General features: G+C 65.5%; 10 protein-coding genes. 7 read left to right on the top strand and 3 right to left on the bottom strand.

The window, feature by feature from the left end; all coding sequences use genetic code 11:
• Nucleotides 1–46 precede the first annotated feature (46 nt).
• The 5 genes from PQ467_RS14080 to PQ467_RS14060 are packed head-to-tail and all read left to right on the top strand — an operon-like array spanning nucleotide 47 to nucleotide 7,369.
• The gene (locus PQ467_RS14080) at nucleotides 47–2,443 is read left to right on the top strand and encodes a hypothetical protein (RefSeq protein WP_274174002.1); all 2,397 of its coding nucleotides are present in this window, start codon (nucleotides 47–49) and stop codon (nucleotides 2,441–2,443) included.
• Between the two features lie 4 nt (nucleotides 2,444–2,447).
• Nucleotides 2,448–4,802 carry a rhamnosyltransferase WsaF family glycosyltransferase gene (locus tag PQ467_RS14075; RefSeq protein ID WP_274174001.1) on the top strand — a complete coding sequence of 785 codons (2,355 nt, stop codon included), beginning with the start codon at nucleotides 2,448–2,450 and terminating at the stop codon, nucleotides 4,800–4,802.
• A gap of 19 nt (nucleotides 4,803–4,821) precedes the next feature.
• Complete coding sequence (locus tag PQ467_RS14070) at nucleotides 4,822–5,940, top strand: capsule biosynthesis protein (RefSeq protein ID WP_274174000.1); 1,119 nt, start codon at nucleotides 4,822–4,824, stop codon at nucleotides 5,938–5,940.
• Nucleotides 5,941–5,942: 2 nt separating this feature from the next.
• Nucleotides 5,943–6,725, top strand: a complete 783-nt coding sequence (locus PQ467_RS14065) for an ABC transporter permease (RefSeq protein WP_274173999.1) — start codon at nucleotides 5,943–5,945, stop codon at nucleotides 6,723–6,725.
• The gene (locus PQ467_RS14060; protein WP_274173998.1) at nucleotides 6,722–7,369 is read left to right on the top strand and encodes an ABC transporter ATP-binding protein; all 648 of its coding nucleotides are present in this window, start codon (nucleotides 6,722–6,724) and stop codon (nucleotides 7,367–7,369) included. Before PQ467_RS14065 ends, PQ467_RS14060 begins: the two co-directional genes overlap by 4 nt.
• An 11-nt stretch (nucleotides 7,370–7,380) precedes the next feature.
• Here the strand turns inward: PQ467_RS14060 and PQ467_RS14055 are convergent, their stop codons facing one another.
• The 3 genes from PQ467_RS14055 to PQ467_RS14045 are packed head-to-tail and all read right to left on the bottom strand — an operon-like array spanning nucleotide 7,381 to nucleotide 11,053.
• Entirely contained in the window at nucleotides 7,381–9,129 is a 1,749-nt protein-coding gene (locus tag PQ467_RS14055; RefSeq protein ID WP_274173997.1) for a glycosyltransferase family 2 protein, read from the bottom strand.
• Nucleotides 9,130–9,152: 23 nt separating this feature from the next.
• Nucleotides 9,153–10,139, bottom strand: a complete 987-nt coding sequence (locus PQ467_RS14050; RefSeq protein WP_274173996.1) for a hypothetical protein — start codon at nucleotides 10,137–10,139, stop codon at nucleotides 9,153–9,155.
• Nucleotides 10,136–11,053 carry a capsular polysaccharide export protein, LipB/KpsS family gene (locus PQ467_RS14045; RefSeq protein WP_274173995.1) on the bottom strand — a complete coding sequence of 306 codons (918 nt, stop codon included), beginning with the start codon at nucleotides 11,051–11,053 and terminating at the stop codon, nucleotides 10,136–10,138. The genes PQ467_RS14050 and PQ467_RS14045 overlap by 4 nt, the downstream gene beginning before the upstream one ends.
• A gap of 181 nt (nucleotides 11,054–11,234) precedes the next feature.
• On the opposite strand from PQ467_RS14045, the gene PQ467_RS14040 reads away from it, so the two are divergent.
• Both PQ467_RS14040 and PQ467_RS14035 read left to right on the top strand, forming a co-directional pair.
• Nucleotides 11,235–12,350: a polysaccharide biosynthesis/export family protein gene (locus PQ467_RS14040; RefSeq protein ID WP_274173994.1), complete on the top strand. Its 1,116-nt coding sequence runs from the start codon at nucleotides 11,235–11,237 to the stop codon at nucleotides 12,348–12,350.
• Nucleotides 12,351–12,575: 225 nt separating this feature from the next.
• Complete coding sequence (locus PQ467_RS14035; protein ID WP_274173993.1) at nucleotides 12,576–13,040, top strand: hypothetical protein; 465 nt, start codon at nucleotides 12,576–12,578, stop codon at nucleotides 13,038–13,040.
• The last annotated feature ends 100 nt before the right edge of the window (nucleotides 13,041–13,140 follow it).

The following is a 13,140-nucleotide window of genomic DNA, read 5'->3' as shown; positions in this document are numbered from 1 at the left end:
TGGCCCCTCCCGGCGCGGCAAGGTTCGGGGCAGGGATCAGGCAATTATGAACATAGCCACGCAAGCCATGGGCGAAACAGCGCTGCGGCCTTTGTCGGACGCGGGCGGCCCGATCCGGCGGCCCGAAGAGGTGCTGCTGCACGGCGGCGCCCGTAAGCCCGGTGCGGAACAGGGCCATCCGCCCCGGCAGAGCGCGCGGCGCATGGCCCTGCTGGTGCTGGGCATGCATCGTTCGGGCACCAGCGCGTTGACACGGGTGTTTGCGCTGCTGGGCGCGGGATTGCCCGCCACGCTGATGGGCGGCAATCCGACCAACCCCGCCGGCCATTGGGAATCGGATGCGGTGCGCGCCTTTAACGATGCCATTTTGGCGCAGGTGGGGAGCGACTGGTTCGACTGGCTGCCGGTGCATGACGGGTGGCCGCGCTCTCTGGGGTATCAGGGCGATGTGGCAAGGGCGTGCGATGTGCTGCGCGCCGAATTTGGTGATGCGCCGCTCTTTGCGCTCAAAGACCCGCGCATTTGCCGCCTCGCCCGCTTCTGGCTGGATGTGCTGGATGGCGAAGGGGTGGAGGCGGCGATTGTCATGCCGCTGCGCAACCCGCTGGAGGTGGCCGATTCGCTGGCGCGGCGCGATGGGGCGGATGCGCAGGTCGCGCTGCTGGTATGGCTGCGTCATGTGCTGGAGGCCGAGGCGGCGACGCGGGGGCGGGCGCGGCTGGTGGTCCGCTATGATCAGGTGCTGGACCAGTGGGCGCAGGTCGCGCAACGGGTGGAGCGCGAGTTGGGCGTGGCATGGCCCTGCTCGCCGCTGGGCGCGGGCGAGGCGGTGGAGGCCTTTCTCTCGCAGGATCTGCGCCATCATCGCCGGTCGGACCGGGCGGTGGTGGATAATCCGATGATCTCGGCATGGGTGCGGCGGGCCTATGGCGTGCTGCTGGGCTGGGCCGAGGGGGGCGAGCGGGCTGGCGATCATGCCGAGCTTGATGCGATCCGCGCCGCGCTGGACGAGGCGGGGCCGGGTTTTGCGCGCCCCCTGCGCCGGATCGCGCAGCAGCAGCGGGCGCTGGAGGAATGGCAGGCCCAGCGCGCCGATCTTGATGCGCGGCGCGAGGGGCTGGAGGCGCAGGTTGGCGCTTTGAGCGAGGAATTGGCTCTGCGCGGGCGGGAGCGGGACGAGGCGGTCGAGGGGCTGGCCGAATTGGCACGGGCCTATCAATTGGTGCAGGCGCGGCTGGACGAAGCGGCGCTGAACGAGAGGCGCGGGGGCGAGGAGCGTGCGGCCATGGCGCGCGAGATCGAGGCATTGCGCCGCGCCGCGCCGGGCATGGAGCAGCGCGTAAAGGATGCCGAAGCCCGTGTGGCAGAGCTGGAGCAGGAGCGCGAGGGGTTGCGCGCCGCTCTGGCGGAGCAGGGCGAGCGGATGGGCGAATGGGAGGGCGCGCTGGCCCGGCGGCAGGATGAGGTCGCGCAGACCCGCGCGGCGTTGGAGCAGGAGCAGCAACGCTGCGCCGGGATGCAAGAGGCGTTGGAGCAGGAGCGCGACCGGGCGGGGCGGCTGTCGGCGGAGCTGGAGGTTGAGGAGCAGGCCGGGCTGCAACTGGCCGAGGAATTGGCGCAGGCGCAGGAAAGGTTGGAGGAACAGGCCGACCAATTATACGCCGCGATGCAGCAGGTGGGCGCGATGGCCGAAATGCTGAGCGCGCTGCGCGGGGAACTGGCCGAGCAGGGCGAGGCGCTGGCCGCCGCGCGCGGGGCGCAGGCCGCCTGGGCGCAGGAGGCGCGGCAGGCCAGGGACGCGGCGCAAGAGCAGCAGGCCGAGGCCACGCGCGAGATCGTTGAAATGGCCCGCCTGTTGCAGGAGGCCGAGGGCGAGGCGGCGCTTTGGCAGGGCCATTGGCAGGAAGGCGAGCAGAGCCGCGCCGCGATGGCCGCCGATCGCGCCGAGGCCGAGCGCGCATGGACCGAGCAGGTGGGCAGCCTTGAGCAGCGCGCAGCCGAACTGGAGCGGGCGCAGGAGAGTGCTGCGGCGCAGACACGCGCGTTGCAGGCTGAATTGGAGCGTGCGCAAGAGGACGCAGCCGCGCAGGCGCAGACCATGCAGGCCGAACAGGTCCGTTTGGAGGCGCAATTGAGCGAGCGCTTTGGCGAATTGGCGACAATGGCGGGCCTCTTGTCGAGCGAGGCGGACAAGGCGCAGCGCGGCGAGGCCCGGATGGCATGGCTGCGCGAGGTGTATCGTGTGATGGGGAGGCGGCCGCGCTGGTGGGGCGCCATGCCGTGGCGCTGGCAAAGGGCGCGGATGGCGCAAAATCTGGCTGAGGCGGGGCTGTTCGACGAGCAGGCCTATCTGGCGCGCTATCCCGATGTGGCGGCGCAGGGGCATGATGCGCTGCGCCATTATATCCTGTTCGGCATGGCCGAGGGCCGGGTGAAAGGCTGATACAATGGCATTGCAAACAAGCGTTTCGGCCGAGGCGATCGGGCAATTGCGCCGGTCGGGCCAATTTGATGCGGCATGGTATGCCGGCCGCTATGCCGATGTGGGCATGTCGGGCATGGATCCGGCCGAGCATTACCTGTGGGTCGGGCGGCGGCTGGGGCGCCGGGCCGGGCCGGGGGCGGGGCTGGCCGATACGGCCGCGGCGGCCCCCGCGCTGGCGCGGGCGCGGGGCGAGCCGGGTTGGAACGATCTGCCCGTGCATCCCGATCGGCCCAACCGATGGGTGCATAATACCGCCGCCATCGCCCGCAACCGGGCGCAGGCGCTGGCGCCGCTGACGCGCAGTTTCAACCCGCAATCGATGAACATCCATTGGATCATCCCCGATTTCGGCCCCGGCGGGGGCGGGCATATGTCGATCTTTCGCATGATCCGCTATCTGGAAACTTTTGGCCATCGCCAGACGATCTGGATCCAGAACCCCACCGTGCATCATGACGAGAAGCAGGCGTGGGAGCATATTCGCGCGTGGTATCAACCGATTGACCGCGTGATTGTCCGTTTCCTGCCCGAGGAGGTGGAGGGGATTTCGGGCGATCTGGTGATTGCCACCGATATGTGGACGACATTCCCCGCCGCGCAGATGACGCTGATGAAGGAACGCTTCTATCTGGTGCAGGATTACGAGGCGCTGTTCCATACCCATGGCACGTTCACCTATGTGGCGGACATGACCTATCGCATGGGGTTCAAGGCGGTTTGCGCCGGGGCCTGGCTGAAGTCGATCTGTGAGGAGCGCTACGGGCTTTGGACGCGGGCGTGGGAATTGGCCTATGATCCGATGTATTATTATCGCGGCGAAAGGGTGGAGCATGACCCGCCGCGCATTGCCTTTTACGCCCGCGCCGCTACGCCGCGCCGCGCGGTCGAACTGGGGCGCGAGGCGCTGCTGATCCTGCATGAGCGGGGGGTGCGGTTCCGGGTCGATCTGTTCGGTCAGGACGATTTGGGCGCGGATTTGCCCTATGAGCATGTCCATCACGGGTTGCTGTCCCCTGCGCAATTGGGGGATCTGTATCGCTCGACCGACATTGGCATGGTGTTTTCGGCCAGCAATTATTCGCTGATCCCGATGGAGATGATGGCTTGCGGCTTGCCGGTGGTCGAACTGGATGCGGAGAGCACGCGGGCGGTGTTTCCGGAAGGGTCGGTCGCCTTTGCCCCGCCAGCGCCCCATGACATGGCCGATGTGTTGCAGCGCGTGATTGAAAGCGCGGGCGAGCGGGAGAGATTGCGGGCGGGCGGCGCGGCCTATGTCGCGGGGTTGAGCTGGGAAAAGAGCGCGAGGACGCTGGAGGCGGCCCTGATCGAGGGGTTGAGCGAAAACAGCCAGCCGGTTACCCCGCGTGCGCTGTTTTCCACGCGCGATTATGCGCATAAGGCGGCGGTCATCATTCCGACCTTTAACGGCGGCGATCTGTTCCGCAGCGTGTTGCAGGCTTTGGTCACGCAGCAGACCGACTGGGCCTATGACGTGATGGTGGTGGACAGCGGCTCCACCGACAACACGCTGGAGATCATCCGCGAATTTGCCGACCGGGGCGTGCGCTTGCACCAGATTCCCAATGCCGAGTTTTCGCATGGGCGCACGCGCAATCTGGCGATTTCGCTGACGGACGCCGAATTTGTCGCGGTGTTGACGCAGGATGCCACGCCCGCCACCCCGCATTGGCTGGCCAATATGATCCGCGCCTTTGACAAAGGGGATCAGGTTGCGGGCGTGTTTGGCGGCCATCTGGCCTATCCCGATGCGACGCCCTTTGTCCGCCATGGGCAGGAGGGGCATTTTGCCCATTTTGCCGCCCTGCCTCATGTGGCGCAATGGGGCGTGACGCCGCCGGGCATGGCGTGGGGTTCGCTGCAATGGCAACAATGGCTGCATTATTTTTCGGACAACAATGCCGCGCTGCGCCGCTGCGTGTGGGAAAAAATTCCCTATCCCGACATCCCATGGGGCGAGGATCAGGTCTGGGCGTGGGAGGTGATCAAGCAGGGCTATCAGAAGGCCTATGCGCCCGACGCCTTTGTCCTCCATTCGCATAATCTGAGCGAGGCCGCGCAGGACAAAGTCTCGCGGATCGAAGGCGATTACTGGCTGCGCTATTTCAACTATCGCTTTGAAACATCACCCGATGCGGTGAAGGCCAGCGTGGATTACCTGAACGCGCGCGATGCCGCCGTGGCGGGCGTGGCGCCCGATGCGCTGGCCCATCAGCAGGTGCTGAACCGCGCCGCCGTATGCGGGCGCTATCGCGGGCAATTCGATCTGGTCGAACAATGGCGGGCCAAATGGTCCTGACCGGGCGGGGAGAAACGCTGTGAAAATCTTCTCGGGCCAGTGGTTCCGGCGCCAGCGCTGGTTCGCCGCGATGGTGATTTTGCCAAGCTTTGCGGCGGAGGCCTATGAGGGGCTGATCGCCTCGGACATCTATGTTTCGGAAAGCCGGTTCGTCATCAAGGCCCCGGCGCAGAAATCGGCGCAGGTCTCAACGCTGGCCAATCTGATCCAGACCACCGGCCTTTCGGGCGGGCAGGAGCAGGCCAATGAGGTGATCGACTATATCCGCTCGCGCTCGGCGCTGGCGGCGCTGAACCGGGGCGGGGCGGTGGCGACCATGTATGGGCGGGCGGGGGTCGATGCGCTGGCGCGCTATCCCGGCTTGCTGCGCCGTCCGGGGCAAGAACGCCTGTTCCGCTATTACAGCACCATGGTTGATGTGGGCATGGACCATGAAACCGGGCTGGTGGTGCTCAAGGTCAAGGCCTTTGCGCCCGGCGACGCCCAACATTTGAACCGGCAATTGCTGGGGCTGGGCGAGGATCTGGTCAATGTCCTGAACGCGCGGGCCGAGGGCAAGCAGGTGGCCGAGGCCGAGCGCCGCGTGGCCGCCGCCGAGGCGCGGGTGCAAAAGGCGCGGGCCGCACTGGGCGCCTATCGCAACAGCGAGGCGTTGATCGACCCTTCGCGTCAGGCGCAGGGCGCGCTGGAGGTGGCCAACCGACTGGTGGCCGAGCAGGCCTCGGTGCAGGCGCAACTGGACCAGATGCGCGAGGCCACACCGCGCAATCCGGCGCTGCCCGCGATGCAGGAAAGGGTGGCCGCGATCGGCCGCGTCATTGCCGGGCAAAACGGCCGCGTCACCGGCACATCGGGCGGAATCGCCTCGAAAATGGCGGGCTATGAACGGCTGGCGCAGGAGCAGGATTTTGCCGCGCAAAACCTGAACGTGGCCAATGCCGCGCTGGAGCAGGCGCGGGTCGAAACGCTGCGCCAGCAATATTACCTTGAGCGCGTGGTCGATCCCGCGCTGCCCGATGAACCGGCCTTGCCGCATCGGCTGAAAATCGTGCTGACGGTGCTGGGCGCGTCGCTGTGCCTCTATTTCGTGGCGTGGATGTTCGTTGTGGGCATCCTTGAACATGCGCCGGAGGACTGACCATGGCCGCTCTCCATCAGGGCTGGGTGATCCAGACGCGGGTGATACAGGCGCTGATCATCCGCGAATTGACAACGCGGTTCGGGCGGGAAAACATCGGCTTCCTCTGGGTGATGGCCGAGCCTTTGCTCTTTGCAGTGCTGGTTGGCCTGCTCTGGCGCTTTGAAAAGGGGCCGCAGGAGCATGGGGTGTCGATCATCGCCTTTGTCGCCACCGGCTATCTGCCGCTGGTGATGTTCCGCAGCACGGTCACGCGCGCGATGGGCAGCTTTTCGGCCAATTCCAGCCTGATGTATCACCGACAGGTCAAGATCCTTGATCTCATCCTCGTGCGCTTCCTGGTCGAGATGATCGGGCATATGATGGCCTATCTGTTCATCGCCACCGTGCTTTATGCGCTCGATGAATTTCCCTGGCCCCATGATCTGGGCTATCTGCTGCTGGGCTGGTCCTATTATGCGCTCTTCACGCTGACGCTGGCCACGGTGGTCGCCCCGCTCTCGGAAATGTCCGAGGTGCTCGAAAAGGTCATGCCGGTCACGACCTATCTGATGGTGCCCTTTTCCGGCGCGTTTTTCATGGCCGAATGGCTGGCCCCCGATGTCAAGGCTGCGGTGCTGTGGTCGCCGCCGGTCCATGCGATGGAGATGATGCGTTATGGCGTATTTGGCGATGCGGTCTATCCCCATTTCAGCTTTGCCTATACGCCCGCGTGGTGCCTGCCGGTGATGATGGTGGGGTTGATGCTGTGTCGACATGTGCGCCGCGTGATGGTGGTCGAATGATCCGCTGCATGGGCCTCGCAAAGAGCTATGCCGCCGGGCATGGGCGCAAGATCGTGCTGGGCGGGGTAGATCTGACCATCGGGCGGGGCCAGAAACTGGGCCTGCTGGGCCGCAATGGCGCGGGCAAGACGACGTTGATCAAGCTGATCGGGGGCGTGGAAATGCCAAGCGCAGGGCGCATCGAGCGCAAGATGACCGTGTCATGGCCGCTCGGCTTTGGCGGCGGGTTTCAGGGCAGCCTGACCGGCTATGACAATGCCCGCTTCATCGCGCGCATCTATGGCCGCAACTATCGCGATATTCTGGATTTTATCGAGGATTTCACCGAGCTTGGGCGGCAATTGGCGATGCCGGTCAAAACCTATTCATCGGGTATGCGCGCGCGCCTTGCTTTTGCGCTCAGTCTGGCCATCGAATTTGACTGCTATCTCATCGACGAGGTCATCATGGTGGGTGATCAGAATTTTCAGCGCAAATGCCACGAGGAAATCTTTGTCAAACGGGCCGACCGCGCGCTGATCCTGGCCTCGCACAGCGTGGAGACGATCCGCCAGTATTGCGACATGGCGCTGTTGATCGAAAAGGGACAGGCCAGCCTGAAAAGCGATATTGACGAGGCCATCGCGCTCTATTCCGGCCTGTGATCCGCGCCGGATCAGAGCGCGATGCGATAGGTTTCCGATGTAGGGTCCAGCGCCGGGTGGTGCAGGGGGTCGGTATAGGTGGCCGTGCCCCAGCGCTCCTGCAAAAGCGCCAATTCGCGCTGATAACGCTCGACCTGCGAGGCATGTGTGTCGCGCGCCCGGCTCTTGCTTTCATGGTGGATCAGCACCGCGCGCGGCTCATAGATATTGTAATAGCCCGCCGCCTGAAGTTTCAGGCACAGATCAACATCGTTGAAGGCCACGGAAAAGCCTTCCTCGTCCAATCCGCCCACCTGACGAAAGGCCGCCTTGCTGACCAGCAAACAGGCCCCCGTTACCGCCGACACGCGATGGGGCGCATGGGCGCGGGCGAAATAGCCCGGCTCGCCGTTGGGCTGAAACCGGTGGGCATGGCCTGCCGCCTTGCCAAGGCCGATCACCACGCCCGCATGCTGGATCGTGCCATCGGGATAAAGCAGCTTGGCGCCCACGGCCCCGACGCCGGGCCGCACGGCCTGACGCACCATGGTTGAGAGCCAGTTTTCCTCGGTGATCTCAATGTCATTATTAAGCAGGCACAGATATTCGCCCCGCGCCTCACGCGCGCCCAGATTGTTGAGCACGGACCAGTTGAACGGCGCATCATGGCGGATCACCCGCACGCGCGGATTGCCCGAAACGCGGGCGAAATAATCCAGCGTTTCGGCCTCGACGCTGCCATTGTCGATGATCAGGATCTCGATATTGCGATATCGCGTGGCGTTCAGCACCCCGGTCACGCATTTGCGCAAAAGCCGCACCTGATCGCGCGTGGGGATGATGATGGAAACCAGCGGCTGCATCTCGGGCATCGGCCAATCCACCGCCACCGTGCCAAACGCGCCGATCCGCGTCGAGGCGCCCAGCGGCGCCACATGATGCGCCACCGCCGCCGCCCGCGCGGCCAGCGCGTCGGGATTGCCCGCCCCGTCAATCCCGCGATGGGCGATCACGCGGGGCACATGGACAACCTCGGTCTGGGCCGTCACATGGATCAGCATGGCATAAACCCCGGCGGCCGAGAGCGCAGGATGCAGCGGCGGCGTCGCCAGCGCATCCGCACGCCGGATCAGGCAGGCCCCCGACACATAATCATGCGCCAAAAAGAGATCGGGATTCCAACGCGGCTTGAACCATGGGTGGCTGCGCAGCCCCTTGCGGCTGATGCGGTCCTCGTCGCCGTAAAAGACGCCTGCATCCGGATTGGCCACCACCGCCCGCGCCAGTTGGTAAAGCGCATCGGGCGCCAACAGCGTATCAGCGGCCAGCGGCAGGATATAGTCGCCCGTGGCGCATTCCATACCCTGAATCAACGCCTTGGCCGGATTGTCCGTGCGCCCCGGAACCAGCGTCAGGCGCGGCACATCCGGTTGGCGCGTGGGCATGGCCTCGCGCGATTGGGCCAGCACGAGTTCCCAATCGCCATAGGCCTGCGCCTCCAGCGAGGCGAGGCGGCGTTCGACCTGGGCGCTTGTTTCGCCCGGCGCCTGATACAGGATCACCGAAAGGCGCGGGCGCACCGGCCATTCGGGCCAGTCCTGCGCCGCCTTGGCCACCATTTCCGCGCGCCGCTCGACCAGGGCGATCCAGTCGCGATAGGCATTGGGCCCCTGTTCGAGACAGGCGCGAAGCCGGTTTCGCGCACGCGCCTTTCTGCCGGTCAGGCGCCAATAAAGCGCCTCGGCAGCAAGTTTTGGCCTGCGTAGGGCCGTGTGAAACAAGATCCTGTAAAAATTCACCATCGCTATATAGGTAATATCCCTGACCACATCTCTTGTTGCACTGCAAAAGGTTGGGCGCAAGGCGGGGATTTGCCAAAACTTTGACTTATACAATGCAATTCATCGCGGCGCTGGATCCAATGCTCGATGATCTCTCCCCACTCCTCGGGCCGGTCCGGGGCCAGCAAGATGCCTTTGCGCCCCTGCGCCGGGGGCCAGCCTTGGGGATAAAGGGCCGCCGCGCCCAAAATCGCATGTTCGCTCAACTTGCTGGCCGACCGGGCGCGGTCAAACGCGGTTTGCGCCAGCGGATAGAGCGCCAGATGAAACCGGTTGCGGCCCATCCAGCGTTGATATTCGCGCCATGTCATCGGTTCGATACGGCGGGCGCGGCTGTGGCGTTCCAATCCCTGATCAATGATGCGCGGGGAAAAATAAGTAAATGTCACGCAGGCGTGCCGATCCAGCAAGGCGCGCATGATCGGAGCCATCACCGCCAGAGCGCCGCAATGGCTGGCGCTGCCCAGTTGGACGATGCGCAGGGGCGCGCCGCGCGCCAGGGGGCCGAAATGGGCGCCATCGGCCGGGGCCTGTCGCCAGACCGGATCAATCCGCGCGATCGGTCCGGCCCGCTCCTTTGCCAGCCGCCGGGCCAACACGTCCGAGGCGGCCAGCACCAGATCGGCACGCGCCAGCAGATCGCGGTAAAACTCGCGCTCAAACCGGGCCAATCGCGCGCGATAGCCATCGGGCAGCAGCGGGCATACCGCGCCCGCGGCCACATCATCGTCGATCACATAGATCATCGGCCCGCGCCATTGCAGCGCCATGCGCATCACATCGGGCGCGTCCCGGCGGATCAGCACAAAGGCATCGCCCGCGACAAAGGCATTGGCGCCCACCGCCCGGATCGGCCTTTCGCGAGCGCGCCAGCCAAGGCCGAAACGCGGGCGCACCCATGGCGCCATGGTGTTGAGAAAATAGAGGTCGGTCGAGGGCAGGCGGTTCACAGGCCAAGCCGCCGCGCGCGCTGTTCGCGTGCATGCTCAATCGCCTGCTCCACCGTCCAGAGCGCCCCGCTGCGCGGATCGACATAGCGCGCCGCCTCGACCATTGCGGCGTGGACCAGATCCTCGATGGCCGCGCCGCGCCGCCGCGCCGGGGCGGGCATCGCGTCGCGCGTCAGCCCCCATCCGGCATAGAACGGCATGCCGAAACAATGCACCGGGGGCCCATGGATCAACGCCTCAAACCCGATCAGCGAGGTGACCGTATAGACCGCCGCAGCGCCCCGGATGAGGCGGACCGGATGGCATCCATCCTCGATCACCCGTATGCGCGGATGGGCCAAGGCCGCCCGGTTCAGCCAACCTTTCTTGCGATGGGTGCGCACATCGGGATGCACCTTGACCAGCACATGATGATCGGGCCAGTCATCCAGCGCGGATTGCAGCATCGCGACAAACCGCCCCTCATCGGCCCGCCCCAGCGCCACCGAGAGATCGCCATGGCATTGATCAGCCACCAGAACATAGCGCGCGGGCAGGGGGGCTGCATAATCTCGGGCATGGTTGTATTTGGACAGGCCGCTGCGCCGCCACAGCGCGATCAGCGCGCGGGCGCGGGCGGCCTGATCCGGGGCGGCGCCGCGCGCGGTGGCCGCCTCGATCCGGCTGGGGCACGAGGCATCGTAATAGCAGCCCAGATCATCGACGATCAGCGAAAGCGGCGCATCATCGCGCCCCACCGAGCGCAGAAACCCATCCTCAAGCAGCGCAAAGGGGCGCCCGGTCCAGCGCGCCGCCATCATGGCCCGCCGCCCCGAAGGCTTGCGCCCCCATCCCACAAGGGCGCGGCCATGATCGGCCAGAAAGGCGTCGAAATGGGCAATGCGGCCAATCGCAAGATTGGTGGGGATGGGCATGGTTTCCGGCTTTGCATAAAAACAGACGGCCGATGATTACGCCCCCGCCCCCGCGTTGAGTATCGCGGATGCATCCGTATTGCGCCGTAATTTGGCGCTAACTGTTCGTGCGCCGGGGGCTGGCCCGGTGATATGCGCAAAGGGCGGGGCGCGATGCCGCGCGCGGGATCAGAGGGCGCGTATGAACAGGTTGAGCTTGCGGCATTTGGCAGCGATCATGCCCTTGGCGCTGGGCGCCTGCGCCACCTTGCCGGTCAGCGGGCCGACAGGGCATCAGGTGATGGCGCCAAAGGCCGGGCCGGGCTTTCGCATTGTCGCGGTGGATTCGCTGGCCGCCTTGCCGGCGGTGCCGGTGCTGGGCGGGGCGGCGGCCAATGGCGATGATGGCGCGGCCGCCCCCACCGACATGATCGGGCCGGGCGATACGCTCGATATCCAGATCTATGAGGCGGGCGTCAGCCTGTTTGCCAGCACGCGCCCGATGGCGGCGGCGGGCGGCAATGGCGCGGCGCAGGCCGAACGCCTGCCCGCGATGCGCGTGGACGACAAGGGGCAGATATTCGTGCCCTTTGTCGGGCGGATGCGCGCGGGCGGGCTGACGTCGACGCAATTGGCCGGGGCCATCCGCGCCGCGTTGAAGGATATGTCGCAAAATCCGCAGGTGGTGGTGGGCATCGCCCAATCGGTCACGAACAGCGTCATTCTGGGCGGCGAAGTGGCACGGCCCGGACGGCTGGTGCTGACCACCAACCGCGAGACGCTGACCGAGGCGATTGCGCTTTCGGGCGGCTATCGGGGCGAGGCCAAGGATCTGGCGGTGCAGGTGACGCGCGGGGCGCAGTTGCGCGAATTCCGTCTGGCCGATGCGGTGCAGGGCGCGGCGCGCGACTGGCGCATCCGCCCCGGCGACCAGATCGAACTGATCAAAAAGCCCCAGACCTTTGCCGTGCTGGGCGCGGCGGGGCGGGTCGAACAATTGCCCTTTGCCGCCCCCTCAGTCAGCCTTGCCGAGGCGCTGTCGGCGGCTGGCGGGCCAAACCCCAATCTGGGCGATGCCAAGGCGGTGTTCATCTTCCGCTTTGACGCCGGGGACGAGCCCACCGTCTATCACATCAACATGATGAACCCCGGCAGCGTCTTTCTGGCCCAGCGCTTTGCCATGCGCGACAAGGATGTCCTTTATATCGGCAATGCCGCCGCCAATCAGCCGGGCAAGCTGATCCAGTTGGTCAGCCAGTTGTTCAGCCCCATCATCGCGGTGCAGGGGGCTTTGGTGAACACCGGGGTGGTGCGGTAGGGTTTGCGGCGGTTTTGGGCCTTGCCTCCGGCGGGCAAAGGGCGGGGGCCCTTTGCGATCCCGATGCTGTCGGTGTTGCGTCCAAGCGGCGGCGGCATGGTTGGGGGGGAGAAGGGAGACGGGTATCGATTGGGGCGGGCGTTGGCCGGGATTGGTGGATAGCGGACCTTCCGGTACGCCCGCATATGCCGCATAACCGGCGGCACATAGTGCTTGGGGGCCAAGATGAGATTGATATATTCAACTGCCGTCGCCGCATTGCTGGTCCTCCCCGTGCACGCGCGCGCGACTGAACTAGAAGGCCCAGCCCGCTTTTGCGGCTACTCTCCGATCATAGACCTGCTTCCGGGCGAGAAGGTCACAACGCTGGAAGGTGGCATCCATGGCGGCAACTTCCGTTGGGAAGGCGCATTCGGCTCGTTCTACGTCCAAGGAATTGGCTGGGCATCGCCAGCGAAGGGGCGAATGCTCAACCAGCCAAGCGCCGACAAACCGGCAATATTTGCGCCGCGACGGGTAAAACAAGGCTATCAGGTCGCGATCTGGAACGGTGCCCACGCCACGGCCTATTTCACTTCGCCATCCCCATTCAGCGCAGCGCAAATGGCCGCGATCAAACGTGTTCGCTTGTTTGAAGAAGGGCAGCAGCCCAGCGGCTGCAAACTACAAACGATCTTCGTATGGGAATGAGGGAGTGAAGCGCACTCGGCACTCCTGAGTCCGCAACCGGGCGCCTGTTGCCGTACAGGCAACATCCCTGACAACACCCGATCCCGAACCCCGCCCATTC

The sequence above is a fragment of the Novosphingobium sp. KACC 22771 genome (assembly GCF_028736195.1).
Lineage (GTDB): Bacteria > Pseudomonadota > Alphaproteobacteria > Sphingomonadales > Sphingomonadaceae > Novosphingobium.
The sequence above is the reverse complement of the archived record's forward strand: the minus strand, read 5'-3'. Positions and strand labels throughout refer to the sequence as shown.

What these genes read in the sequence shown, in the direction of transcription:
- PQ467_RS14075 (WP_274174001.1), top strand. Translation starts at nt 2,448, where the DNA reads ATGGCATTGCAAACAAGCGTTTCGGCCGAGGCGATCGGGCAATTGCGC.
- PQ467_RS14045 (WP_274173995.1), bottom strand. Translation starts at nt 11,053, where the DNA reads ATGCCCATCCCCACCAATCTTGCGATTGGCCGCATTGCCCATTTCGAC.
- PQ467_RS14065 (WP_274173999.1), top strand. Translation starts at nt 5,943, where the DNA reads ATGGCCGCTCTCCATCAGGGCTGGGTGATCCAGACGCGGGTGATACAG.
- PQ467_RS14060 (WP_274173998.1), top strand. Translation starts at nt 6,722, where the DNA reads ATGATCCGCTGCATGGGCCTCGCAAAGAGCTATGCCGCCGGGCATGGG.
- PQ467_RS14080 (WP_274174002.1), top strand. Translation starts at nt 47, where the DNA reads ATGAACATAGCCACGCAAGCCATGGGCGAAACAGCGCTGCGGCCTTTG.
- PQ467_RS14035 (WP_274173993.1), top strand. Translation starts at nt 12,576, where the DNA reads ATGAGATTGATATATTCAACTGCCGTCGCCGCATTGCTGGTCCTCCCC.
- PQ467_RS14040 (WP_274173994.1), top strand. Translation starts at nt 11,235, where the DNA reads ATGAACAGGTTGAGCTTGCGGCATTTGGCAGCGATCATGCCCTTGGCG.